Source organism: Rhodococcus sp. NPDC079359, from assembly GCF_040702585.1.
Classification (GTDB): Bacteria; Actinomycetota; Actinomycetes; order Mycobacteriales; family Mycobacteriaceae; genus Rhodococcoides.
Window position 1 is genome coordinate 70468 of the sequence record NZ_JBFBLH010000011.1, and the last position, 23816, is coordinate 94283.

Genomic DNA, 23816 nt, shown 5'->3' on the forward strand with positions numbered 1-23816 from the left:
TCATGGCCGAAATCGTTCTCGACAAAGTCACCAAGCTCTACCCCGACGGCGCGGCTGCCGTCAGCGACGTCGACATCACCATCGCCGACGGCGAATTCATCATTCTCGTCGGCCCGTCCGGTTGCGGAAAATCCACGACGCTCAACATGATCGCCGGTCTAGAGGACATCTCGTCCGGCGAGCTGCGCATCGCGGGGGAGCGCGTCAACGAGAAGGCACCGAAGGATCGCGACATCGCGATGGTGTTCCAGTCGTACGCGCTGTATCCGCACATGACGGTGCGGCAGAACATCGCCTTCCCTCTCACGCTCGCGAAGCTCTCGAAGTCGGAGATCAACAGCAAGGTCGAAGAGGCAGCGAAGATCCTCGACCTCAGTCAGCACCTCGACCGCAAGCCGGCGAACCTCTCCGGCGGTCAGCGTCAGCGAGTTGCCATGGGCCGCGCCATCGTTCGTACCCCCAGTGCGTTCCTGATGGACGAGCCGCTGTCCAACCTCGACGCGAAGCTGCGCGTGCAGACTCGCGCCGAGATCTCACGTCTGCAGAAGCGGCTCGGCACCACCACCGTGTACGTCACGCACGACCAGACCGAGGCCATGACCCTCGGCGATCGCGTCGTGGTGCTGCGCGGCGGATTGGTGCAGCAGATCGGTTCGCCACAGGAGCTCTACGACAAGCCGCGAAACCTGTTCGTGGGCGGCTTCATCGGATCGCCCTCGATGAACTTCGTTCCCGGACAGCTCACCGCGAACGGAGTGTCGACCGCGCTCGGTGAGATCGACATCCCGCTCGAGCGGATGGACGCGATCAAGGCCAAGAACCCGGGTCGCGAGGTCGTCGTCGGCATCCGCCCCGAGCACTTCGAGGACGCAGCCCTGATCGACGGATACCAGAAGATGAGCGGTGCCACCTTCACCGCCACCGTCGACGTACTCGAGTCGATGGGTAGCGACAAGTACGTCTACTTCACGCTCAAGGGTGCCCGCGTCGAATCCAGCGAGCTGCAGGAGCTCGCAGCCGACGCTGGTATCGCCGATCTCGGTGGCGCACAGGTGGTTGCGCGCCTGGCCGCCGAATCCAAGGCCGCCGAGGGTGGTCAGGTGGAACTGTGGTTCGACCCGGCGAAGATCTCGGTGTTCGACCAGGCCTCGGGTGCGAACCTGACGCTGTAGAGCGCTGCGCGCATGTGCGCGGAAACTCGTAGTGGGCTACGAAGTTCCGCGCACATGCCGCAGGCTCAGAACGCAGAGCCGGTGCTCGGCAGCTGGTAGCCCTGGAAGAAGTTGAACGGCACCACGTTCGGTGCCGGGTTCTGCAGCTGCGGTGCCGGTGCCTGGGGGAACAGCTCGGGGAGCTCGAACTGGTTCGGCCCGTCGTTTCGGTTGTCGTCGTATCGGGTGTGATTGTCGCCCCGATCCGTCCACAGTGGATCGGCCGACGCGGTGCCTGCCATCGCCACCAGAGGAACGGCCACCAGAGCCCCGGTCACTGCTGCGCGGGTGAGAATCTTTCGGGTGTTCATGTGTTCCCTTTCGTCGGTGTTCGTACTTCTCCGACGTTAGGTCGACACGATGGGCCCGCGACAGGGAAAACTGCTACCTCCCAGCACATTACGAGCTTTCTGCCAAGGAGCGTCGCCCGAGATTTCGTGCGTCTTCCCTGGTCGCAGCACGGGCGGTGGTCAGGTCGTCGGTGCAGACCTGGCAGTACTGCCAGCCGGAACGGCCGGTTCGCTGCGGCCGCCGACCACCGATTCGCCGGTGGTCGGAGTGCTCTTGATGGCCAGGGCCGCCAGTCCGACGACGAGACAGGCCACCGCACCGGCGGCGAAGGCCGCGGTGTAGACGATTTCACGGGCGACCCCGGTCCCGTCGATGGCGAACATGGCCAGTGCGGTGGACAGTGTTGCGCTTGCGATCGACGTGCCGACGGTTCTGACGATCGAGTTGACGCTGTTGGCCACTCCGGTGTCCGCTGCATCGACCTCGGCCATGAGCAGGTTGGGCAGGGCAGCGAACGCGAGACTGACGAACACGTTGATGACCACACCGGCGGTGATCAGTTGCCAGGTGTGATCGTGAGCCAGCGCGACGAACACGAAGCCGACCAGCCCGATCACCGCACCTGCGATCAGAACTCGACGCGGCCCGAAGGACCGGATGAGACGACCGCTGAGGACGGCCGCAACCACACCGACCGCCGCACCGGGTAGCAGGTAGACCACGCTCGCCTCGAGAACGTTGGCGGTGAAGCCGTAGCCCGCCACAGCTCGTGGTGTCTGTACGAAGTACGAGCAGGCGAGGAAGTTGACGAACATCCCGATACCGACGAACACGGTGGCGACGTTGGTGGCGAGCAGCGGACCGTGGGTGAGCATTCGGGGCGCGACCAACGGTTCGGCGGTGCGCTTCTCGAGCAGCCACCAGAGCGTTCCCGTCAGTACACCGGCGAGGGCGCAGCCGATGGTGGCCACCGAACCCCAGCCCCAGGTGCGGCCTTGCGTCAGCGCGAGGAACAGGAGCAGGAGGGTCACGGCGAGTCCTGCGGCACCCCACCAGTCGACGGTGCCACCGCTTGTCTTCGGTCGCGCGGGCACGCCGAACCAGGCGATCGCGAGGGCCAGCACGACGAACACGACAGTGAGCCAGAACACGCGGTGGTAGTCGGCTCCGTTGGCGGTGAGCAACCCGGTCAGTACCAGTCCGAAGCCGCCGCCGACGCCCAGTGTCCCGGACAGGACGGCCATCGAGCCGACGAGCTTTCGTGGGGGCATCTCGTCGCGCAGTACGGCCAGCGCAATGGGGAACAGGGCATAGGACACTCCCTGCAGGACGCGACCGACGATCAACCAGAGCAGCGAGTGCGTCAGGGCTGCGAGCAAGGACCCGGCGAGGACGACGGTGAGTACACCGATGAGCACCGGACGCTTGCCGTGCAGGTCGGCGAGTCGTCCGATGACGGGGGTGGCAATGACCGCTGCGAGGAGGTTGCCCGTCAGTACCCAACCGGCGGCCGTGGTGCTGACGCCGAGTTGGGTGCCGATGGTTCCGACGATGGGGACGACCATCGTCTGCAGAACGGCGAGAGTCATGACGATGAAACAGAGTCCGGGCAGCAGTATGCGGCGGGTGGACATGGAAGAACTACCTCGTTACCTGTCGAAAATGCACTAGAACCGACGCAAATAAATTGTTGAATGCATCTAAGTGATTATCAGATATCGCCGAACGAGGGAAGCGGGCCCCGACGACGGCACCGTGTCACTGCGGGCGAGTGGGCTTGCCCAGCGCCTTCTGTCGCAGTTCGCTGACGATCTCGTCGTTCCACACGTGTTCGCGCACCAGCCGGTAACGCTCCCGGCTCATCCAGAGGTACGCCTCGGCGTCGGTGCGGTCCTCGAGGATCTCTGCTGCGCGCACCATGCGCACCACCGGGAGGTATTCCTCACCGAACCAGCGCCGCGCGACGGTACCGCGGTCGACGAATTCACCGACCTCCTGCATCAACCGGAAGCCCCATGCCTCCACCGATTCGCTCAGCTGGGCGTAATCGAACGGATCGGTCACCTGAACGGCCTCGCGTGCCTTGCCCACCAACGGGACACGACTGAGGAAGATGCGCCGGTGATCCTTGATCAGCAGATCGCCACGTCGGGTGATGCCCTCGGGGGAGATGCGCGTGATGATCTCGGTGACCACGGCGTCGATCGACGTCCGGTGCATCGCGAAGGCGATGGAGACTCGATGGTGCCCGTCGACGACGAAGTGCATGCCACCGATGCGGTACACCTGGATGGGCGGCATCGCCTCGCCGCGGCGCTGAGCAGCCGCGAGTCGCTGCCAGCGTTCGCGGATGCGCGCCGACGTCGGCCGAAAGAATCGATCGAAATCGCGCGTGCGATCGACACTGCCGACGATGGTCTCGACGCGGATGACCTGCAGGCCGAGGTGACGCTCGCCCACCTTGCCGAGGGCGGCGACCACCTCGTCGAACGGCAGGATGGTGTTGACGTCGTCGGGTTGACGACGCAGCCACCCGACCAGACGTGCGACGTCGGCGCGGCGGCGTTGGCGGGTGAAGTCGTTCTCCGCATCGGCGGCCGGAAATCCGGTGTCACGTGCCATGTCTGCGCCTCACGATCTTGGGTGTCTCGAAATCCGGTCTCTCGCCGCCCGGTTCGATCTCGAGGAGGGTGTATCCGACGGTGTTGATCACCGCCGCGCCGTGCAGGGTCAGATCGTCCGGGGTGTGACCGTGCGGATGAATGTGGCCGTGCAACAACAACTGTGGGGAGAGTCGACGCGTCACCTCGTCCAGACAGTCGAAACCGATGTGCGCCGGGTCGGTGTCGTCGCCGACGCCGAGCGGAGGACTGTGGGTGAGCAGAATGTCGACGGGCCGAAGGTCCTTGCGCACGTTGCGATGCCACGCGAACGTCCGGGTCAGGGTTCGTGATCGACGTCGCTGCTGCCGTTGGGTCCACTGATTGGGCCCACCGTTGTAGCGGATGGACCCGCCGAGACCGGCGATCCGCAGGCCTGCCGCCGACACGATGCGACGATCGACGTTGACGGCACCGACCGGTCCGGGCCAGGTGGCGGGCAGCCCGGCACGCATCCACCCGGCGCGCCCGGCCGAGTATCCGGTGAGGTCCGCGTCGTGATTGCCCGGCACGAACACACACGGTGCGTTCAGCGCGTCGGTGAGGTACTCGAGGTAATCGAACGGGAGGTCGCCCGCGCCGAGAATCAGGTCGACTCCGAGCGACTTCACCTGCGGACTCCACAGGGATTCGATCGTTTCGTCGGCAACTGCGAGAACGGAGACCACGGGTACGACGGTACCCACCTCCGGTGCGGTGGTACCTCCGAACGGACTTCTCGGGCATCGGTGGTGTTGGATGGGTCAGGTGAGCGACAGTGTCATCGAAGCGGTACGCGCACATCTGGTGACCGAGATCGGCGACGAGAATCCGTCGTCGGCGTCGGTGACGTTCCTCGGCCTCGAGTCACTGGACGTGCTGAGATTCGGCGCGGACTCCGACGTGGTCCGGTACGTCAGTCTCGGCTGTTCTCGTCACCCCATGGCCGACCCCAACGAACTCGTCGCCGATCCCTCGCGCGGCCCCCGAGCCGAACTGGTGCTGACTCTGCGCGGTGGGGCAGGCGTGGCGTCGGGCGTGCACAAGTCCCTGGCCGTGCTCGCTGCCTCTCCCGCGGTGGAGGGCGTCGTGCTCGTCGAGGACGCGCTGCTCGACCTGGGCGAGCCGCTGTGGACCAACGCGCCGTTCACCGCGGTGCTGCTGGGCGAGAGCGATATCGCCGATCTGACGCTGCCCGAGCCCTACGACCCGGTTCGCTTTCTGGCCGCCGTACCGTTGACCGGCACCGAGGCCGCGTGGGTGCGTCTACGCGGTGCAGCGGCCCTGCGGGAGGCCTGGACCGAGGCAGGGATCGACGTGCGCGATCCGAATCGATCTGCGGCCAGTCTCTGACGAGAAGTCATCGCGCGTAGGACGCCAATTCCGGTTCGGCAGTGACGGAATCGAAGATGAGGTGCAGAGGCACCTCGGCCAGGTACTTCAGTCCGGTGATCGCGGCATCTGCGTCGTAACGCAGGTTCGGCATCGTGGTGGTGAAACACAGGTCGTCCGAGATGCGTTCGCGCACAGCAGGTCCGTCGTGTTCGAGCGCGTCGAGGACGAGGTGAAAGGCGACGTTGTCGCCGATGATGTTGAAGTGTTCGACGGGCCGGAGCGGGCAGACGTCCTGGACGGCGATGTTCGCGGCCCCGGCGAGGGTGCTGGCGTGCGGTTGTGGATAGATCAATTGGTCGAATGTCGTGTAGATCGAGGTGTAACTGGGCCCCGCGGGCAACGGACGCGCCGCCAGCGCGGTGAGGAACTTCGATCCGGTGGCGATCTGCCAGTTCGCCGGCGGGCACTCCTGCGAGTCGTCGCATCCCGAGCGCGCCGAGTCGGTGCCGTTGTACGGGGTGGCGAGCGAGATGAAATCCGATACCAGCGCGGGCAGATCCGGCCAGAATTTCAACGCCCACAGCTCGTCGAGTGGACCGTGCTGGTGACCCATCAGGACGACCTGGCGACCGCTGTCGGCTGCCATGGTGCGGACCGCATGCACCACGTACTGGGCGGCGACCTGAAGGTCTCCGTAGCCCTCGTCGGGAAGCGAGAGGCTGCACACCGGTATCCCAGCGGCGGGCAGTGACTGCAGATAGTTCCAACCGAACGATTGCTGATCGGTGGCGAAGGCCGGGGTGAGCAGGACCGGATCGCGGGTGGCGTCGGGCAGATCGGGGGTGCACGTGAGGGCGTGGTCGAGGGCGGCCGGAGCGACGGTGAGCACGGGACCGAGATCGGGGTTCGACCCGGCATGCGCTGTACCCGGTGCGCAGACGGTCATGATCGCGACGGCCAGTACCAGTGAGCGGATTCTCATCGATCCCTTCCGGACGAGGATGCAGGGCTTCTGCAGTCTCATCCGGTCAGGACCGACGGGATCGTGACCCGGAAGGGGTCGGGGTAATCACCAACGACCGTCGGACTCTGTTGGACGTTGTCCAATCTCCGAAAGGTCGCTAGAGCCAGTCGTTCTTGTGGAACGTCCGCCACAGTCCGATACACACGCACAACACGACCGCGACCATCAGGTGATAGCCGTACGTCCAGTGCAACTCGGGCATGTTGTCGAAATTCATCCCGTAGATGCCCGCGACCATCGTCGGCACAGCGGCGATCGCCACCCACGACGAGATCTTGCGCATGTCCAGGTTCTGCTGCATCGTCACTCGCGCCAGCGCGGCGTCGACCAACGAGCTGAGCACCTCGTCGTACTCGGAGATACGTTCGGCGACGGTTGTGTGATGGTCCTGCACGTCGCGCAGGTAGCGTCGCACCGCCTTGGGGACGCTCGGCTCCTGCACCAGACGCGCCAACGGCGTGGACAGCGGTGTCACCGACCGGCGCAGCTCGACGACCTCCCGCTTGAGGAGGTAGATGTTCTCGATGGGCACGTGGTGGTGCGGCGAGAAGACTTCCCCTTCCATGCCGTCGACGTCTCGCTCGATCGAGTCGGTCACCGCGAGGTACTCGTCGACGACGTGGTCGGCCACCGCGTGCAGCACCGCCGAGGGGCCGAGTGCGAGCTGTTCCGGGTTCGCTTCGAGGCGCTGACGCACGCCGGCCAACCCCGAATGCTCCCCGTGCCGAACGGTGATGACGAAGTCGCGGCCGACCATCACCATGATCTCGCCGCTCTCGACGATCTCGTTGGCGGTCGTCACCGACTCGTGCTCGACGTACTTCACCGTGCGCAGCACCAGAAATGCGACGTCGTCGTAGCGCTCGAGCTTGGGCCGCTGATGGGCGTGCACGGTGTCCTCGACCATCAGCTCGTGCAGGCCGTAACACTGGGCGATCGCGCTCATCTGGTGTTCGTCGGGTGCATGCAGACCGACCCACACGAATCCCTCGCCGCGGGCACGGACCTCCGCGATGGCCGAGGTGTGCGTGAATCTCCCGGGCAGTCGAGTCCCGTCGACGTAGACCGCGCAGTCGACGATCGCCCGGGCCGTGGGCACCGGAATGCGCGGTATCGGCTCGGGACCGGCCTTGGCCGAACGTCGATGCAGCGACGGCAGCGACGGGCGTGGTGGAAGGGACGGCATGGCGGGCAATCGTACGCCAGCAAAACGACGACGGAGTGGGCCTGGAACACTGTGCAGGTGCTCATCGATCTCCACACCCACTCGACGGCGTCCGACGGCACCGACAGCCCGGCCGAGCTGGTCCGCGCCGCAGCCGAGGCGGGACTGTCGGTGGTGGCTCTGACCGATCACGACACCACCTCGGGGTGGGACGAAGCGGCCGCCGCACTGCCGTCCGGCCTCACGCTCGTGCGCGGCATGGAACTCTCCTGCACCGGGCGAGGCGAGGACGGCGAGCCGGTTCCTGTGCATCTGCTCGCGTATCTGTTCGACCCCGCGAACGAGGCGTTCGCGGGAGAGCGCGCACGGTTGCGCGGCGAGCGGGTCACTCGATTGCGTGCCATCGCCGAGAAGATGGCGGCGGACGGTCTGCCCATCGATCCCGACGCGGTGCTGGCCTCGGCCGGAGCGGCAGCCGGACGACCGCACCTGGGCCGCGCGCTGATCGATGCCGGTTACGTTCCGAACATGGACGCCGCGTTCGCCGGTCCGTTGGCGACGAGCGGCAAGTACTACGTCGAGAAGGTCGACACTCCCCTCGAGGTCGCGGTGGACATGATCGCCGCGGCAGGCGGTGTCAGTGTGCTCGCGCACGCCAGAGCTCGTGCCCGCGGTCGCATCCTCGACCTCGATCACATTCGCGAACTCGCAGCGCGCGGTCTCGGGGGAGTGGAAGTGCATCACATGGACCACTCGCCGCAGGACACCGCGGTGATGGCCGATCTCGCTGCCGAACTGGACCTGATCGTCACCGGATCCTCGGACTACCACGGCACCAACAAGACGGTGAAATTGGGCGAATACACTACGGCCCCAGAGCAATACGACCGTCTCGTAGCGGCGGCACGCCCATGACATTCGACGTGACGCTCTACCTGACGGTGCTCATCACCCTGTTCGTCATCATGGACCCACCGGGCGCGATCCCGGTGTTCCTGTCGCTGGTGGGCCGCAAGAGCAAAGAAGAACGCAACAAGGCCGCGTGGCAGGCTCCCGCCGTCTCGCTGACCGTCATCTCGGTGTTCGCGATCGGCGGCCAGGCGATCCTGAGCTACCTGCACATCGGCATTCCGGCACTGCAGGGCGCAGGTGGGTTGTTGCTGCTGCTCATCGCGTTGTCACTGCTCACCGGAAAGGGCGCGGGCGGAGACACCGCCGCGGAGGACGTCAACGTCGCGCTCGTGCCGCTCGGGACTCCGCTCATGGCCGGCCCCGGTGCCATTGCCGCGGTGATCGTCTACGTCAGCCAGGCCGACGGTGACGTCGGTTCGTTCCTGGCAATTGCGTTGGGCATCATCACCATTCACGTGCTGTTCTTCCTGGTGCTGCGGTTCTCGACGGCGCTGATCCGGCTCCTCGGAGAGGGCGGCATCTCGCTGTTGGCCCGCATCGCCGGCTTGTTGCTCGCCGCCATCGCGGTGCAGCTGATCGCGGATTCTGTTCGCGGATTCGTGGCCGGCGGATGACCGGGGGATCGTTCGGGCTCCGATTCCTGCGCGGGCTCAGCGGCATCGTCACCGCAGGACTGGTGGTGCTCGCCATCGGCGTCGCCGTCACGCAGTATCTGGGGCACTCCCGCGGATTCCCCGGTCCTGGTGGTCTCTCGGTCGCCGCACACATCGTCGCCGCGATCGTTGCCGTGTTCGCGCAGCGCGTCACCGATCACCGTCGCGGATTCTCGGCCGTTCTCGGGGCGATCGTGGTCTTCGTCGCCACCGGCCTCGTCCTGTGGACACAGTGGTGGCAGTAGAACAGTGGTGGCAGTAGAAGCAGTGCTGGCACCGAGATCTGCTCCGTTCTGACTCTGTGGTCAGGTGGGGTGGCGATGTGGCACACTGGGGCACCGACAGGGCTACAGCCCATCGCTGATCGTGCAGGCGCACCCGCCTCACATGCGAGATACGCTCTCGGCAGTTTGCAGCCAGCACTGGCGCACTCCGACGGCCCTCATTTCCACTACTCACTTCGTTGACATTTCGTCGCCTCGCCGGTCGAGGTCGACAGTGCGAGGAGCTTTCACCGTGACGGCAGTCGAAGACACCGCAGCAACACCCACAACGCCGGCCCTTCCCGCCGGAATCACCGACGAGGAGATCTTCGCCGGGCACCTCGGCGGGAAGCTGTCGGTCGAGTTGGCAGCGCCGCTCGAGACCCAGCGCGATCTCTCGATCGCCTACACTCCCGGAGTGGCCCAGGTCAGCCGCGCCATCGCCGCCGAACCCGCGCTGGCCAAGCGATACACCTGGACCGATCGCCTCGTCGCCGTCATCTCCGACGGTTCCGCAGTGCTCGGCCTGGGCGATATCGGTCCCCGCGCGTCGTTGCCGGTGATGGAAGGCAAGGCCGCACTGTTCAAGAAGTTCGCGGGTCTCGACTCCATCCCGATCGTGCTCGACACCAACGACGTCGACGAGATCGTCGAGACCATCGTGCGGATGCGGCACAGCTTCGGTGCCGTCAACCTCGAAGACATCTCGGCACCGCGCTGCTTCGAGATCGAACGCCGCGTCATCGAGGCGCTCGAATGCCCGGTGATGCACGACGACCAACACGGCACCGCCATCGTCGTCCTCGCCGCGCTCAACGGGGCTGCGAAGGTGCAGGGCCGGAGCACCTCCGAACTGAAGGTCGTCATCTCCGGAGCCGGGGCAGCAGGTGTGGCGTGCGCCAACATGCTCCTCCTGGCCGGCATCCGGGACGTGGTGGTGCTGGACTCGCGGGGGATCGTCTCTTCCGATCGCCAGGATCTCACCAGCGTCAAGGCCGACCTCGCTGCGCGCACCAACCCCCGTGCACTGGCCGGCGGAGCGGTCGACGCCCTGGCCGGAGCCGACGTGTTCCTCGGTCTGTCCGCGGGCAAGGTCGACGAGAGCTACATAGCCTCGATGGCCCCGGACTCCATCGTGTTCGCGCTGTCCAACCCGGATCCGGAGATCCATCCGGAGGTGGCGAGGAAGTACGCCGCCATCGTGGCAACCGGACGCAGCGACTTCCCGAACCAGATCAACAATGTTCTCGCCTTCCCCGGTGTGTTCAAGGGCGCGCTCGACGCAGGTGCCCGCCGCATCACCGAAGGCATGAAGCTCGCCGCTGCCGAGGCAATCCTCTCGGTTCTCGGCGACGAGTTGGCTGCGGACAAAATCGTGCCCAGCCCACTCGATCCTCGTGTCGCCCCGGCCGTTGCGGACGCAGTTGCGGCAGCAGCGCGAGCCGAGGGCGTCGCGTAGGAAAACGGAAAGAAAACACCGGCGAACCCGGCCCCCACTCGGGCCTGCGGTTCGCCGGTGTCTTTCGTCGTGGGACGAGTCAGACCTTCGCGAGTCCGGTCGGCATCCGCCGTAGGCGACCGGTTCCCGGGACGGACGTCCACACCGCGAGGGCGAGCAGACCGTCGACGATCAGGGTCAGCAGCGCCACCAGGATCGCGCCGACCAGAACGCGGCCGTAGTCGTAGAGCGCGAGCCCGTCGAAGATGTAGCGGCCGAGCCCGCCGAGGTTGACGTAGGCCGCGATGGTCGCGGTGGCGATGATCTGCAGTGTGGTGTTGCGCAACCCGCCGAGGATCAGGGGCAGAGCGTTGGGGATCTCGACGCGAAACAGCACTTGGGTTTCGGTCATCCCCATCGCGCGGGCGGCGTCGACGACGTTGGCGTCGACGTTCGCGATGCCGGAGTACGTGCCGGCCAACAGCGGAGGAATGCCCAGCAGTACCAGCGCGATGATCGGCGGGATCAGGCCCAACCCGATCACCAGAACCAGAAAGACGAGAATGCCGAGGGTCGGCAGCGACCGCAATGCGTTGACGAGCCCGACGATGACGGCTTCACCGCGGCGCAGGTGACCGATGAGCAGTCCGACCGGAACCGCGACGGCAGCCGAGAGCAACACTGCCAACAGGCTGTACCACATGTGTTCGATCAGCCGTGCGCCGATTCCCGTGGGACCGGCCCAATTTCCGCCGTCGAGAATGTACGAGAACGCCTCGGAGAAGAGATTCATGCGCGTGCCTTCTTCTTCGACGAGCCTGTGCTCAGCCGCGTCCATGGGGTGAGTCGACGCCCCAGCAGGTACAGGGCCGCGTCGAAGATCAACGCCAGGAACACGATCGAGATGATGCCCGCGAAAATTTGATCGGGATAGTCACGCTGGTAGCCCTGGGTGAACAGCTGGCCGAGGCCGCCGATGCCGATCACCGAGCCCACCGAGACCAACGAGATGTTCGTGACCGCGACGACCCTGATGTTGGCGATGAGTACCGGAAGTGCCAGTGGCAGTTCGACGGTCACTGCTCTCCGCAGTGTCGAGTAGCCCATCGCCTCGGCGGAATCGACCACGGCGAACGGCACCGAATCGAGTGCCTCGGGTACTGCGCGCACGAGCAGCGCGGTCGAGTACACCGCCAGCGCGATCACCACGTTCAACGGATCGAGAACGGGAAGACCGACGATCGCGGGGATGGTGACGAACAAGGCCAGCGACGGAAGCGTGAACGCAATACTGGCCACCGTCAGCGTGATTCGGCGAACCCAACGGGTGTTGCGAATGACGGTACCCAACGGGATGGCGATCAACAGTCCGATGAGCAGCGGGACGAGCGAGAGATACAGGTGCGTCTTCGTGTAGCCGAGAACCACATCGAAGTTGTCCAGCAGCCAGGTCACTGTTCGTTGTCCCCGGTAGCGAGGAAGTGGTGCCGGTTGCGTTCGGAGTCCTCCGACTTGCGTTGTGCGGCAAGGTTTTCGAGTATCTCCGCCCCGTCGACGCTACCCACGGCCGCCCCGGATGCATCGACCGCGACACCGATTCCCGACGGCGAGGAGATCGCCGAGTCGAGTGCCTGACGCAGATCGCCGCCCTCGAGGAACAGGGAGCCGCCCGCCGCCGTGCTCTCGTCGATGCTCCGGCCTTCGCGCACCTTCTCGACTCCGGTCGCGTCGATCCATCCGAGTGGACGGCGCTGCCCATCGACGACGAGGACCCACTGCCCCTGGTCCAGCCTCAGACCGTGGATCTCGTCCTGCGTCGCCGTATGGATGGGGTGCATGGTCACCGACTGTGCCGACCGAAACGACAGGCCGCGGTAGCCACGATCGCGACCGACGAACGACGCCACGAAAGACGTTGCCGGTGAGGCGAGTACGGTCTCCGGCTTGTCGTACTGCTGCAATCGGCCCTGGGGTCCGAACACGGCGATGCGATCACCGAGCCGTACGGCCTCGTCGATGTCGTGGGTGACGAACACGATCGTCTTCTTCAGATCGGCCTGCAGTCGCAGCATCTCGATCTGCAGTTCTTCCCGAACCACCGGGTCGACCGCGCTGAAGGGCTCGTCCATCAGCAGGATCGGCGGGTCTGCGGCAAGCGCCCGGGCGACGCCCACACGCTGTTGCTGCCCGCCGGACAGTTGCGCCGGGTAGCGCGAGGCGAATGCCGGGTCCAGGCCGACGCGCTCGAGAACGTCGAGCGCGGCTGTGCGTGCTGCGCGACGCGATTCGCCGTTGAGTACCGGCACCGTGGCGACGTTGTCGACGACGGTGCGGTGCGGCAGCAACCCGGCACTCTGGATGACGTAGCCGATGCCGCGGCGCAGCTTCACCGCGTCGATGTCGGCGATGTTGCGCCCGTCGACGGTGATGACGCCCGAGGTGGGCGTGATCATGCGATTGATCATCCGCATCGAGGTGGTCTTGCCGCAGCCGGACGGCCCCACGAACACGGTGAACGAGTGTGGCTCGATCACCAGGTCCAGCGAGTCGACGGCCGTGGTGCCGTCCGGATACGTCTTGTTGATGCTCTCGAAGGTGATCATCAGCTGACCGGCTGATCCAGACCCTTGTCCTGGACCCAATCCGCTGCTGCTGCCGCGGGCTCGACCTTCTCGTCACCGGACACTCGCGTGTTCAGCGCAATGAGCTCCTCGGTGGTGATCTGCGCCGACACGGCGTCGAGCACCTGAGTGAGCTTGTCGGACTGCTTGGCCGTACGCAGCACCGGAATGATGTTCTGGGCAGCGAAGTTGTTCTCCGGATCCTCGAGGACGACCAGATCGTTCTGTGCGATCGAGGGCGCGGTGGTGAAGATGTCCGCTGCGACGACCTGTCCGGAGACGAGGGCCTCGACCGTCGCCGGGCCGCCGCCGTCGGAGATCGGGATGTAGTTGCCGGGCGAGATGTCCAGACCGTACTTGTCTCGCAGACCGGGCAGGCCGCCGACGCGTTCCTGGAATTCCGGGGTACCGGCGAAGGTCACCTCGGAGGAGAACGGGGCGAGGTCGCCGATGGTGGTGAGGTTGCGCTCGGTGGCGGTCTGGCGCGTGACGACGACGGCGTCCTTGTCCTCGCCCGGTGCCTGCGCTGTCACGGTGAGGTCGTCGCCCAGAGCCGCGGGCAGTGCGGCCAGGACGTCCTCGGAGGACGTGGCGGTCGCGGATTCGTCCAAGTACTGCAGCAGGTTGCCGGTGTAGTCGGGGATCAGGTCGATCGACCCGTCTCGCACTGCCGGAATGTAGGCCTCACGGCTGCCGATGTTGAGCTTGGTGCTCACCTCGAAACCGTTGGCGCGCAGAGCCTCGGCGTAGATGTTCGCCACGGTCTCGGACTCGGGGAAGTTGGCCGAGCCGATGATGATCGAGTTGGTGTCGCTGTTGCTCTCGCCGCCACCGCTGGACAGTGGATCCGAATTTCCGCCGCAGGCGGTCAGAGCGGTGACCGAGAGGGCGAGTGCGGCTACGGCGGCCACTGCCCTCGGAGCGGAGAACGCGCGCGTGATTCGGGAGGTGGTCATGGTGTCCTTCCATCGGTTCGGGCACAGTCCTACCCATCTCCGATCGCCGCCACCGGGCTGCGGGGGCATCGTCGAAACCAGGACTCGGGCTGCTCGGGATGGTAGTCGAATTCAGCGTGCCCATAAGGTTGGTTCGACTACCGTCTCGTTCGCACTAGTGCCCCGCGGCCGAGATCGGTAAACCACCCGGGCAGTGAACAGGAGAAAATGACAGTGCGATCGTCGGTTCTGGCAGCAGCCCTGGTGATGTCGATCGCCGGACTGGTCGGCGGTTGCAGTGCGGGCGCGTCGACCGACCCTGCCGGCGCGGCCGTCGTCGTCGGAGCAGGCAGCTCGGATCTGTCGCGTCTGCTCGCACAGATCTACGCCGGTGGACTGCGGTCGACGGGAGCGGACGTCGAGGTGAAGGACGACCTGGGAGACCGGGCCGACTACCTCGCGGCGCTGGACCGCGGGGAGGTGACGATGGTTCCCGATCTCACCGGAGAGCTGCTGCGCACCTTCGACACTCTGTCTGCGGCAACCGAGGCCGAGGACGTGTACACCGAACTGAACCGATCACTGCCGGCCGGGTTGTCGGTGGGGGATTACGCCACCGCCGAGGATCGACTTGCCATTGCGGTGGCGTCGGACAGTGAATCGGGCGACGAGACGGTGACCGACTTCCTGGGGCGTGGGGAAAAGACCGTGGGAATCGTGGACGATCAGGTCGATCCGATGGACGTCCTTGCGCAAGGCACGAAGAGCCCCACGTTCACGGGGGCGTCGTTCACCGATTTCACTCCGTATGCCGATGGGCAGTCCGCCGTGGACGGGTTGAACGCCGGGGAGGTCGATGCACTGGCGATTCGCACCGCCTCGTTCGGCCCGTTGGCGAAGGATCTGACCACGCTGCCCGACGACGATCATGTGTATCCCGCGCAGAACGTGGTTCCGCTCTACGTCGACGGAGTGCTCAGCGAGAGTGCTCTGAGGTCGTTCTCGGTGGTGGCGGGGGAGCTGACGACTGCGGACCTCGCCGACATGATCGGCGAGGTCCGCAACGGCGTTCCGTCAGGCGAGGTCGCCGGCCGCTGGCTCGGTGAGCGCAACCTGTGACACTGTGCCGGTCTGCGTTGCCCTGACCTTGCGGCCCAGGTACGAGCCCATGTGATGGACGGCCTGAGCCGCCTCCCGCAGGATCGACGCCTGTAGATGGGCCACGTGCCAGAGCTTCTTGTACTCCACGTGCTCGAGCTCCACGCCCGACAGACGCAGCTTGTCCGCGAAGGCGGTGATCTGCGCGTACAGCACCTCGTCGGTGCCGACGTGCATGACGATCGGAGGCAGCCCGTCGAGGTTGCCCAGCAGCGGTGCGAAGCCTTGGTCCAGTGGATCGCCCGCGCCCAGATAAGCGTCGGCCGAGCTGTACGACCAGCCGGTGTTGACCACGAGATCGCGGTCCTTGGCGGCGTCGCGTGCACCGGGATCGACCCAGGGCGAGATCAGGCCGAGGGCGGCCGGGCTGGTGCCGTCGTCCACCAGACGCCTGGCGGTGGCAACCGTCAGACCTCCACCGGCGGAATCGCCTGCGATGGCGATGCGGTCCGCGGTGAATCCGTGAACACGGACCAGCTCGCGGAACGCCGCGACAGCGTCGTCCAGACCGGCCGGGTACGGGTTCTCCGGGGCCAACCGGTAATCGAGCACGTAGACGGCGCTGGCCGATTCCCGCGCCAGATGCGCCGCCAACGACCGGTGCGTGTTGATCGAACCGATCGTGTACGCGCCGCCGTGCAGGTACAGAATCGCGGTGTCGCGTTCGGTTGCCCCGACGGTGATGCGCTCCGCTCGCCGTCCGGCGAGCGTCAACTTCTGCGCGACGGTTCCGTGCGGAAGAGTCTGCGCCGGAGCCGCCGCCTCGAGCAGGGCCCGCTGCGCTCGGAACGACAGACGCGGATTCAGCGCCAGGCGATAGAAGGGCTTGAGTGCTGCCGCGACGATCGGCAGGGGAACGTAGAAGGACTTCACGGGCTCGCCTACTTCTTCGTTCGCGGCAGCGCGCGCTTGGACACCGCGGCGATCAGGCCCTGGTAGCGCGAGCCGGTGATGCGCTGCAACAGATCGAGCGCGATGGCGTCGGATCCGATGAGCACCCGGCCCTTGCCCTTCTCGACGCCCTTGAGAATGGTCTTGGCAGCGTCGATCGGGGTGGTCTTGGCGAGCTTGCTGTCGAAGAACTTGGCCACGTCGGCCTGATCGAAGTTCTCGGCGACCGTGGCGTTGCGGGCGATGGCGGTCTTGATGCCACCGGGGTGCACCACGGTCACCTTCACCGGTGCCTTGGAGATCAACATCTCCATGCGCAGCGACTCGCTGAACCCGCGGACGGCGAACTTCGCGGCGTTGTACGCCGACTGCGACGGCATGGCGAGCAGGCCGAAGAGGCTGGAGATATTGATGATGTGGCCGTCGCCGGAGGCCTGAATGTGGGGCAGAAATGCCTTGGTGCCGTTGACGACTCCCCAGAAATCGACGTCGACGATGCGCTCGATGTCCTTGAACGAGGACTTGTCGACGTCACCGTGGTACGCGATGCCCGCGTTGTTGTAGATCTGGTTGACCTTGCCGAAATGCGCAACGACGGCCTCGGCGTAATCCAGCACGGTCTCCCGCTGGGACACATCCAAGAAATCCGACTTGACCTCGGCACCCAACGCCTCGACTCGTCGAACCGTTTCGTCGAGTCCGGCGGTGTCGACGTCGGACAATGCCAACTTCGCTCCGCGGCCGGCCAGTTCGAGGGCCAGGGCGCGGCCGATTCCCGAGCCCGCGCCGGTGACGACGGCCACCTTGCCTGTGAATGTGCTCATCGTGCGGACACCTTGTCTGTGTTGTTGCCGGCGGAGTTGGTCGCCGACGGTCCGGAGGGCAGGTCTGCGGTAGCGACGCTACGGTACGCATCGAGATCGAAGTTCCTGGTGATTCTGCGGAACTCGAAGGTGAAGCCCGGCCACAGCGTCGTGTTGTTGCCGTGCTTGTCGAGGTACCAGCTGGCGCATCCGCCGTTCATCCAGACACTCTTGGAGAGTTGGTCCTGCAGCGTCACGTTGTACTCGTCCTGCACGTCCTTGCGCACCTCGATGGTGCCGATGTCGTGCTTGTCGATGGTGTTCAACGCGTCGACCAGGTAGTTGATCTGCGACTCGATCATGAACACCATCGACGTGTGGCCCAGACCGGTGTTGGGGCCCACCAGGAAGAACATGTTGGGGAAGTTCGCGACGGCCGCGCCCTTGTAGCCCTGCTGACCGCCGTCCTCGAAGGTTTCGGCCAGTGTGCGGCCGTCCTTGCCGGTGATGCCGTGGTACGCGGGGGAGTCGGTGACGTGGAAGCCGGTGGCGACGACGAGCGCGTCGATGGGGCGTTCGGTGCCGTCCTTGGTGACGATGGAGCCCTCGCGGATCTCGGCGATGCCGTCGGTGACGAGATCGACGTGGCTCTTGGCGAGCGCGGGGTAGTACGCGTTCGAGATCAGCATGCGCTTGCAGCCGATGCGGAAGTTCGGCGTGACCTTCGCGCGCAGGGCCTTGTCCTTGATCTGCGTGCGCAGGTGGTTCTCCGACGCCCACTGCAGCGGCTTCATGAAGGCCGGAGCCTTCGCCAGTCCGACGACCTGCGTCTCGCGCATCGCGTAGATGCCGGTGCGGGAGAGACGCTGGAATCCGGGAACGTGCTTGAAGGCGAAGCGCTCGAGCTTGGTGTACGGGCGGTCCGCGCGGGGAAGAATCCACGGCGCGGTGCGCTGGTACACGTCGAGGTGCTTCACCTGATCTGCGATGGCGGGCACGATCTGGATCGCCGACGCACCGGTACCGATGACGGCGACGCGCTTGCCGGCGAGCGAGACGTCGTGATTCCACTGGGCCGAATGGAAGACGTCGCCCTTGAAGTCGTGAATTCCCTTGATGTCGGGCAGGTTCGGCTCACACAGCGCGCCGACGGCGGAGACGACGATCTTCGCGGTGTAGTTGCCCGTGGTGGTCTCGACGTCCCAGCGGTTGGACTCGGCGTTCCAGCGGGCCGAGGTCACATCCGTGCCGAACACGTGCTTGTCCATCACGCCGTACTTGCGCGCCACCCCGGCGATGTACTTCTGGATCTCGGGCTGCGTGGAGAACGAACGCGTCCAGTTCGGGTTCAACGCGAACGAGTAGGAGTACAGGTGCGACGGCACGTCGCAGGCGGCACCGGGGTAGGTGTTGTCGCGCCAGGTGCCACCCACATCGTGGCCGCGTTCGATGACGACGAAGTCCTTCTTGCCTGCCTTCGTCAGCTTGATCGCGGCACCGAGGCCGGCGAATCCGCTGCCGATGATCAGCGTATCGACGTGACGCGGCGTCGTTGCACGGTCCGAAGTATCTGTTACGGGAAGACTCATGTAGGGGAGCGTAGAAGCTTATTGAGTGTGAGTCAATAGTTATTGACTAACATTCAGTAGGGTGGTTGCATGGCGTTCGTGAACAGCCCCGGCACATCGACCACGAAGAGGACCAGACTCAGTCCGCAGCAACGACGAGCGCAACTGATCGAGCTCGGCACCGAAATGCTCGCCGACCGCCCCCTCGAACAGATCTCCGTCGAGGACATCGCAGACCAAGCAGGCGTCTCCCGCGGTCTTCTGTTCCACTACTTCGCCTCCAAGCAGGAGTTCCACCTCGAAATCGTGCGTGAATCCTCGCGCGTCATGCTCGAGCGCACCGCACCCGATCCGTCGTTGCCACCGTACGAGATTTTGCGCGACTCCATCGCGAACTACGTCGATTACGTCACCGACAAGCGGCAGATGTACGTCTCGCTCCTGCGCGGCACTCCCAGTGGTGATCCGCAGATGCGCGCGGTGTTCGAGGACACCCGCTCCGCCATGGCCGAGCGAACCGTCGCGCAACTCGGGGGACTCGACATCGAGGTCACCCCCACCATCGTGCTGGCCGTCCGCGGCTGGATCGCATTCGTCGAGGAAACGACGATCAACTGGCTCACCGCGCCCGAACTGAGCCGCGACGAACTGATCGACCTCAACGTCAACGCTCTGCCCGCGGTCGCACTGGCACCAGGAATGATCACCGCACTCCTGGGAACCGACGCCGACGCCTCAGCCTGACCGACGCCCGCCCGACGCCCGCCCCGGCTGGGATCAATGTCCCTTTGTTGCAGTCCGACCGACTGAATCTCGCATTGATCCAGTAGATGGCCCCCGCCCCGTCGCCCCGCCCCCGCCCCGCCCGCACGCGTCAATGGACCCTTGCACTTCCCAGACGTATGCAGCGGTCCATTCACTCAGCCACTGACTCTGCGTGGATGGACCGTTGCACTGCTCAGACGCATGTGATGGTCCATTGACGCGGAGCGGGGAGCCCCGAAACGACAACAGCGGCCCACTTCCGAGGAAGTGGGCCGCTGTTGTTGTCGAATTTTCTAGCCTTCGCCGACTGCGTTGAAGGCCTCGTCGATGATTTCGAGTTGCTCGACGGCGTGCACCTTGCTCGATCCCGACGACGGGGCGGACATTGCGCGACGCGAGATGCGCTTGATGCCGACCAGCTTCTCGGGCACGAGCTCGGGCAACGCGAGACCGAAGAACGGCCAGGCACCCTGGTTCGCAGGCTCTTCCTGAACCCAACGGAATTCCGTTGCGTTCGGGTAGCTTTCGAGTGCTTCCCGGATGCGGCGGACCGGCACGGGGTAGAGCTGCTCGATGCGGACGATGGCGACGTCGTCGCGGTTGTCCTTCTGCTTGCGTGCGAGCAGCTCGTAGTAGAGCTTGCCGCTGACCATCAGAACTCGCTTGACCGCGCTGCGGTCACCGGTGCCGGTGTCGTAGGTGGGCTCGTCGAACACCGAGTGGAACTTGCCGTCGGTGAAGTCCTCGATGTTGCTCACCGCTGCCTTGTTGCGCAGCATCGACTTCGGGGTGAAGACGATCAGCGGGCGACGGATGCCGTCACGCGCGTGCCTGCGCAGCAGGTGGAAGTAGTTCGCGGGGGTCGAGGGGAGTGCGACGGTCATCGAGCCCTCGGCGCACAGCGTCAGGAAGCGTTCGATGCGTCCGGACGTGTGGTCGGGACCCTGGCCTTCGTGGCCGTGCGGCAGCAGTAGCACGACGTCGGAGAGCTGACCCCACTTGGCTTCACCGGACGAGATGAACTCGTCGATGATGGACTGCGCGCCGTTGACGAAGTCGCCGAACTGCGCTTCCCACATCACCAGTGCGTCCGGGTTACCCACGGAGTAGCCGTACTCGAAGCCGACTGCGGCGAACTCGCTGAGGGCGGAGTCGTAGACCATGAACTTGCCGGGGTTGTCGCTGCCGATGTTCTGCAGCGGGGTGTACTCGGCACCGGTCTTGCGGTCGATGATCACCGAGTGACGCTGGGTGAACGTGCCGCGTCGGGTGTCCTGGCCGGAGAAGCGGATGTTGCGTCCCTCGTCCACCAGCGATCCGAGCGCCAGCAGCTCGCCGAAGGCCCAGTCGACCTTGCCCTCGTGCGCCATCTCGCGACGCTTCTCGAGCACCGGCTTGACGCGCGGGTGGACGTTGAATCCGTCGGGGACGTCGAGGTGCGCATCGCCGATGCGGTGCAGCACTGCCTTGTCGACGGCCGTGGTGAGCTTGGCAGGCAACTGCTGGTCGAGTTCGACCGATTCGCTGGGTTCCGGGGTGTACTTCTCGAGTTCGCGTACCTCGTTGAAGACGCGTTCGAGCTGGCCCTGGTAGTCGCGGAGTGCGTCCTCGGCTTCCTTGAGCGAGATGTCTCCACGGCCGATGAGCGATTCGGTGTAGCTCTTGCGGACGCTGCGCTTGGTGTCGATCACGTCGTACATCGCCGGCTGCGTCATCGAGGGGTCGTCGCCCTCGTTGTGGCCGCGACGGCGGTAGCAGATCATGTCGATGACGACGTCCTTGTGGAACTTCTGACGGAAGTCCACCGCCAGCTGAGCCACCCAGGCGCAGGCCTCGGGGTCGTCGCCGTTGACGTGGAAGATCGGCGCGGCGATCATCTTCGCCACATCGGTGCAGTACTCGGACGAACGCGAGAACTCCGGTGACGTGGTGAAGCCGACCTGGTTGTTGACGACGATGTGCACGGTGCCGCCGGTGCGGTAGCCCCGCAGATCGGACAGGTTCAGCGTCTCGGCGACGACGCCCTGGCCTGCGAATGCCGCGTCTCCGTGCAGCATCAGCGGCAGAACGGAGTAACCGCCCTGGCCGGTGCCCTTGTCCAGCAGATCCTGCTTGGCGCGAACGAGGCCTTCGAGAACCGGGTCGACGGCTTCGAGGTGCGACGGGTTCGCGGTGAGCGAGACCTTGATGTCGTTGTCACCGAACATCTGGATGTACGTGCCCTCGGCACCGAGGTGGTACTTCACGTCGCCGGAGCCGTGTGCGGCGGCCGGGTTCATGTTGCCCTCGAACTCGGTGAAGATCTTCGAGTAGGGCTTGCCGACGATGTTGGCGAGCACGTTGAGGCGGCCGCGGTGCGGCATGCCGATGACGACCTCGTCGAGGGCGTACTCGGCGCTCTGGTCGATGACGGAGTCCATCATCGGGATGACCGACTCTGCACCTTCGAGCGAGAAGCGCTTCTGCCCGACGTACTTGGTCTGCAGGAACGTCTCGAACGCCTCGGCTGCGTTGAGCTTGCTCAGGATGTACTTCTGTTGCGCCACAGTCGGTTTGACGTGCTTGGCTTCGACGCGTTCCTGCAGCCAGGTGACCTGCTCGGTCTCGAGGATGTGGGTGTACTCGACGCCCACGTGGCGGCAGTACGAGTCGCGCAGAACGCTGAGCACGTCCCGCAGCTTCATCTTGTCCTTGCCGTGGAATCCACCGACCTTGAATTCGCGGTCGAGATCCCACAGCGTGAGGTCGTGGCTGATCACGTCGAGGTCCGGATGCATCCGGAACTTGTCCTTGGTGAACTGCAACGGGTCGGTGTCGGCCATCAGGTGACCGCGGTTGCGGTACGCGGCGATGAGCTCGAGCACGCGGGTGTTCTTGTCGACCGTGCCCTCGGGCAGATCCTTGCGCCAGCGAATGGGCTCGTAGGGGATCTTCAGCGAGTGGAACAGCTCGTCGTAGAACTCGTCGCTGATCAGCAGGTTGTGGATCGTCTTGAGGAAGTCACCCGACTCCGCACCCTGAATGATGCGGTGGTCGTACGTCGAGGTCAGCGTCATGAGCTTGCCGACGCCGAACTCGGCGAGACGCTCGTCGCTGGCTCCCTGGAACTCTGCCGGGTACTCCATGGCACCGGCACCGATGATGGCTCCCTGGCCGTTCATCAGACGCGGCACCGAGTGCACGGTTCCGATTCCACCGGGGTTGGTCAGCGAGATGGTGACGCCCTGGAAGTCCTCACCGGTGAGCTTGCCGTCGCGAGCGCGACGCACGATGTCCTCGTACGCGTTGTAGAACTGGGTGAACGTGAAGTCCTGCGTGTTCTTGATGGCAGCGACGACGAGGGAACGGTTGCCGTCCTTGCCGGGCAGGTCGATGGCGAGACCCAGGTTGATCGCGGCCGGAGTGACGGCGTTCGGCTTGCCGTCGACCTCGGCGAAGTGGCGGTTCATGTTCGGGAACGCCTTGACGGCCTGCACGATGGCGTAGCCGAGCAGGTGTGTGAACGAGATCTTGCCGCCGCGGGTACGAGCGAGATGGTTGTTGATGACGAGGCGGTTGTCGACCATGAGCTTGGCCGGAATCGCACGCACGCTGGTCGCGGTGGGAATCTGCAACGAGGCGGACATGTTCTTCGCCACCGCGGCAGCAGCGCCGCGCAGAATCTTGCTCGACTCTTCACCGAATTCGGCTGCGGCGGGCTTCGCGGGAGCGGACTTGGCCGGCGCTGCCTTCTTCTCGGCAGGCTTGGCAGCAGCGGCAGGCTTCGCGGCCTCGGCCTTGGGAGCGGCGGCTTTCGGAGCGGCCTTGGGTGCTGCGGCCTTCGGCGCGTCGGTCTTGTCGGGAGCAGAGGCGGCCGGCTTGGCTGGTGGCGCTGGTGCTGCGGGAGGCGCGGACTTGGTCGAGCTACCGTTCGAGGCTGCGCCGTTACCGGCAGCACCGTTGGATCCGGCGGTCTCGTCGGTTGCTGCCTCGGGGTCGTAACCGGTCAGAAACTCGTGCCAGCTCGCGTCGACGGATGAAGGGTCCTGCTTGAATCGCTGGTACATCTCGTCGACCAGCCATTGGTTTTGTCCGAATTGGGTAGTAGAGCTGCTGCTCACGGCAGTAGTTCGCCTCGTTTCTGTCTTCGTTCCCGTTCAGCGCG

At 65.3% G+C, this 23816-nt stretch carries 22 protein-coding genes; 8 read left to right on the forward strand and 14 right to left on the reverse strand.

Annotated features, from left to right (window positions below; all coding sequences use genetic code 11):
* The first annotated feature begins 2 nt into the window (after positions 1 to 2).
* Positions 3 to 1172, forward strand: coding sequence for a sn-glycerol-3-phosphate ABC transporter ATP-binding protein UgpC (gene ugpC / locus AB0362_RS22065; protein ID WP_094641297.1), 1170 nt, complete (start codon positions 3 to 5; stop codon positions 1170 to 1172).
* Positions 1173 to 1237: 65 nt separating this feature from the next.
* On the opposite strand, the gene AB0362_RS22070 is transcribed toward ugpC, so the two are convergent.
* The 4 genes from AB0362_RS22070 to AB0362_RS22085 all read right to left on the reverse strand — a co-directional run bounded on the left by AB0362_RS22070 (position 1238) and on the right by AB0362_RS22085 (position 4830).
* Positions 1238 to 1522 carry a hypothetical protein gene (locus tag AB0362_RS22070; protein WP_317534030.1) on the reverse strand — a complete coding sequence of 95 codons (285 nt, stop codon included), beginning with the start codon at positions 1520 to 1522 and terminating at the stop codon, positions 1238 to 1240.
* A gap of 159 nt (positions 1523 to 1681) precedes the next feature.
* Positions 1682 to 3136, reverse strand: coding sequence for an MFS transporter (locus AB0362_RS22075; RefSeq protein ID WP_317548501.1), 1455 nt, complete (start codon positions 3134 to 3136; stop codon positions 1682 to 1684).
* A gap of 124 nt (positions 3137 to 3260) precedes the next feature.
* Positions 3261 to 4124, reverse strand: coding sequence for a chromosome partitioning protein ParB (locus AB0362_RS22080; protein ID WP_094641301.1), 864 nt, complete (start codon positions 4122 to 4124; stop codon positions 3261 to 3263).
* Entirely contained in the window at positions 4114 to 4830 is a 717-nt protein-coding gene (locus tag AB0362_RS22085; protein ID WP_149407938.1) for a metallophosphoesterase, read from the reverse strand. The genes AB0362_RS22080 and AB0362_RS22085 overlap by 11 nt, the downstream gene beginning before the upstream one ends.
* 70 nt (positions 4831 to 4900) lie before the next feature.
* Between AB0362_RS22085 and AB0362_RS22090 the strand changes: the two genes are divergently transcribed.
* Entirely contained in the window at positions 4901 to 5494 is a 594-nt protein-coding gene (locus AB0362_RS22090) for a suppressor of fused domain protein (protein ID WP_094641303.1), read from the forward strand.
* Between the two features lie 7 nt (positions 5495 to 5501).
* On the opposite strand, the gene AB0362_RS22095 is transcribed toward AB0362_RS22090, so the two are convergent.
* Positions 5502 to 6458 (reverse strand): lipase, encoded by a 957-nt coding sequence (locus AB0362_RS22095; RefSeq protein ID WP_317534032.1) that lies wholly within the window; start codon positions 6456 to 6458, stop codon positions 5502 to 5504.
* A gap of 139 nt (positions 6459 to 6597) precedes the next feature.
* Positions 6598 to 7686, reverse strand: coding sequence for a magnesium and cobalt transport protein CorA (locus AB0362_RS22100; RefSeq protein WP_317785210.1), 1089 nt, complete (start codon positions 7684 to 7686; stop codon positions 6598 to 6600).
* 57 nt (positions 7687 to 7743) lie between these two features.
* On the opposite strand from AB0362_RS22100, the gene AB0362_RS22105 reads away from it, so the two are divergent.
* The 4 genes from AB0362_RS22105 (at position 7744) to AB0362_RS22120 (ending at position 10952) form a co-directional block, all read left to right on the forward strand.
* Complete coding sequence (locus tag AB0362_RS22105) at positions 7744 to 8580, forward strand: PHP domain-containing protein (protein WP_317534033.1); 837 nt, start codon at positions 7744 to 7746, stop codon at positions 8578 to 8580.
* Positions 8577 to 9191: a MarC family protein gene (locus AB0362_RS22110; RefSeq protein WP_149407942.1), complete on the forward strand. Its 615-nt coding sequence runs from the start codon at positions 8577 to 8579 to the stop codon at positions 9189 to 9191. The genes AB0362_RS22105 and AB0362_RS22110 overlap by 4 nt, the downstream gene beginning before the upstream one ends.
* Entirely contained in the window at positions 9188 to 9475 is a 288-nt protein-coding gene (locus AB0362_RS22115) for a hypothetical protein (RefSeq protein WP_068053146.1), read from the forward strand. Before AB0362_RS22110 ends, AB0362_RS22115 begins: the two co-directional genes overlap by 4 nt.
* Before the next feature lie 271 nt (positions 9476 to 9746).
* Positions 9747 to 10952 (forward strand): NADP-dependent malic enzyme, encoded by a 1206-nt coding sequence (locus AB0362_RS22120; RefSeq protein WP_269596195.1) that lies wholly within the window; start codon positions 9747 to 9749, stop codon positions 10950 to 10952.
* Between the two features lie 79 nt (positions 10953 to 11031).
* On the opposite strand, the gene AB0362_RS22125 is transcribed toward AB0362_RS22120, so the two are convergent.
* Genes AB0362_RS22125 through AB0362_RS22140 form a run of 4 tightly spaced genes read right to left on the reverse strand, consistent with a single transcriptional unit; the run spans position 11032 to position 14508 of the window.
* Positions 11032 to 11724: an ABC transporter permease gene (locus AB0362_RS22125; protein WP_149407944.1), complete on the reverse strand. Its 693-nt coding sequence runs from the start codon at positions 11722 to 11724 to the stop codon at positions 11032 to 11034.
* The gene (locus AB0362_RS22130) at positions 11721 to 12386 is read right to left on the reverse strand and encodes an ABC transporter permease (protein ID WP_068053154.1); all 666 of its coding nucleotides are present in this window, start codon (positions 12384 to 12386) and stop codon (positions 11721 to 11723) included. Before AB0362_RS22130 ends, AB0362_RS22125 begins: the two co-directional genes overlap by 4 nt.
* Complete coding sequence (locus AB0362_RS22135; protein WP_317810591.1) at positions 12383 to 13534, reverse strand: ATP-binding cassette domain-containing protein; 1152 nt, start codon at positions 13532 to 13534, stop codon at positions 12383 to 12385. The genes AB0362_RS22130 and AB0362_RS22135 overlap by 4 nt, the downstream gene beginning before the upstream one ends.
* Entirely contained in the window at positions 13534 to 14508 is a 975-nt protein-coding gene (locus tag AB0362_RS22140) for an ABC transporter substrate-binding protein (protein WP_149407946.1), read from the reverse strand. Before AB0362_RS22140 ends, AB0362_RS22135 begins: the two co-directional genes overlap by 1 nt.
* A gap of 207 nt (positions 14509 to 14715) precedes the next feature.
* Here AB0362_RS22140 and AB0362_RS22145 point away from each other — a divergent pair, with 207 nt between their 5' ends.
* Positions 14716 to 15606, forward strand: coding sequence for a glycine betaine ABC transporter substrate-binding protein (locus tag AB0362_RS22145; protein WP_317810590.1), 891 nt, complete (start codon positions 14716 to 14718; stop codon positions 15604 to 15606).
* On the opposite strand, the gene AB0362_RS22150 is transcribed toward AB0362_RS22145, so the two are convergent.
* Genes AB0362_RS22150 through AB0362_RS22160 form a run of 3 tightly spaced genes read right to left on the reverse strand, consistent with a single transcriptional unit; the run spans position 15562 to position 18928 of the window.
* Entirely contained in the window at positions 15562 to 16518 is a 957-nt protein-coding gene (locus AB0362_RS22150; protein WP_269596198.1) for an alpha/beta hydrolase, read from the reverse strand. The two genes, AB0362_RS22145 and AB0362_RS22150, sit on opposite strands and share 45 nt — an antisense overlap.
* An 8-nt stretch (positions 16519 to 16526) precedes the next feature.
* The gene (locus AB0362_RS22155; protein ID WP_068053168.1) at positions 16527 to 17360 is read right to left on the reverse strand and encodes an SDR family NAD(P)-dependent oxidoreductase; all 834 of its coding nucleotides are present in this window, start codon (positions 17358 to 17360) and stop codon (positions 16527 to 16529) included.
* The gene (locus tag AB0362_RS22160) at positions 17357 to 18928 is read right to left on the reverse strand and encodes an NAD(P)/FAD-dependent oxidoreductase (RefSeq protein ID WP_094688038.1); all 1572 of its coding nucleotides are present in this window, start codon (positions 18926 to 18928) and stop codon (positions 17357 to 17359) included. Before AB0362_RS22160 ends, AB0362_RS22155 begins: the two co-directional genes overlap by 4 nt.
* Positions 18929 to 18997: 69 nt before the next feature.
* On the opposite strand from AB0362_RS22160, the gene AB0362_RS22165 reads away from it, so the two are divergent.
* Positions 18998 to 19651: a TetR/AcrR family transcriptional regulator gene (locus AB0362_RS22165; protein WP_149407950.1), complete on the forward strand. Its 654-nt coding sequence runs from the start codon at positions 18998 to 19000 to the stop codon at positions 19649 to 19651.
* A gap of 314 nt (positions 19652 to 19965) precedes the next feature.
* Here the strand turns inward: AB0362_RS22165 and AB0362_RS22170 are convergent, their stop codons facing one another.
* A complete protein-coding gene (locus AB0362_RS22170) occupies positions 19966 to 23772 on the reverse strand; it encodes a multifunctional oxoglutarate decarboxylase/oxoglutarate dehydrogenase thiamine pyrophosphate-binding subunit/dihydrolipoyllysine-residue succinyltransferase subunit (protein WP_094641319.1) in 3807 nt (1268 codons plus the stop codon).
* Positions 23773 to 23816: the final 44 nt, after the last annotated feature.

Coding starts and splice junctions, on each gene's coding strand:
- ugpC (WP_094641297.1), top strand. CDS start 3: ATGGCCGAAATCGTTCTCGACAAAGTCACCAAGCTCTACCCCGACGGC.
- AB0362_RS22070 (WP_317534030.1), bottom strand. CDS start 1,522: ATGAACACCCGAAAGATTCTCACCCGCGCAGCAGTGACCGGGGCTCTG.
- AB0362_RS22075 (WP_317548501.1), bottom strand. CDS start 3,136: ATGTCCACCCGCCGCATACTGCTGCCCGGACTCTGTTTCATCGTCATG.
- AB0362_RS22080 (WP_094641301.1), bottom strand. CDS start 4,124: ATGGCACGTGACACCGGATTTCCGGCCGCCGATGCGGAGAACGACTTC.
- AB0362_RS22090 (WP_094641303.1), top strand. CDS start 4,901: ATGGGTCAGGTGAGCGACAGTGTCATCGAAGCGGTACGCGCACATCTG.
- AB0362_RS22095 (WP_317534032.1), bottom strand. CDS start 6,458: ATGAGAATCCGCTCACTGGTACTGGCCGTCGCGATCATGACCGTCTGC.
- AB0362_RS22100 (WP_317785210.1), bottom strand. CDS start 7,686: ATGCCGTCCCTTCCACCACGCCCGTCGCTGCCGTCGCTGCATCGACGT.
- AB0362_RS22110 (WP_149407942.1), top strand. CDS start 8,577: ATGACATTCGACGTGACGCTCTACCTGACGGTGCTCATCACCCTGTTC.
- AB0362_RS22115 (WP_068053146.1), top strand. CDS start 9,188: ATGACCGGGGGATCGTTCGGGCTCCGATTCCTGCGCGGGCTCAGCGGC.
- AB0362_RS22125 (WP_149407944.1), bottom strand. CDS start 11,724: ATGAATCTCTTCTCCGAGGCGTTCTCGTACATTCTCGACGGCGGAAAT.
- AB0362_RS22135 (WP_317810591.1), bottom strand. CDS start 13,534: ATGATCACCTTCGAGAGCATCAACAAGACGTATCCGGACGGCACCACG.
- AB0362_RS22140 (WP_149407946.1), bottom strand. CDS start 14,508: ATGACCACCTCCCGAATCACGCGCGCGTTCTCCGCTCCGAGGGCAGTG.
- AB0362_RS22145 (WP_317810590.1), top strand. CDS start 14,716: ATGACAGTGCGATCGTCGGTTCTGGCAGCAGCCCTGGTGATGTCGATC.
- AB0362_RS22155 (WP_068053168.1), bottom strand. CDS start 17,360: ATGAGCACATTCACAGGCAAGGTGGCCGTCGTCACCGGCGCGGGCTCG.
- AB0362_RS22160 (WP_094688038.1), bottom strand. CDS start 18,928: ATGAGTCTTCCCGTAACAGATACTTCGGACCGTGCAACGACGCCGCGT.
- AB0362_RS22165 (WP_149407950.1), top strand. CDS start 18,998: ATGGCGTTCGTGAACAGCCCCGGCACATCGACCACGAAGAGGACCAGA.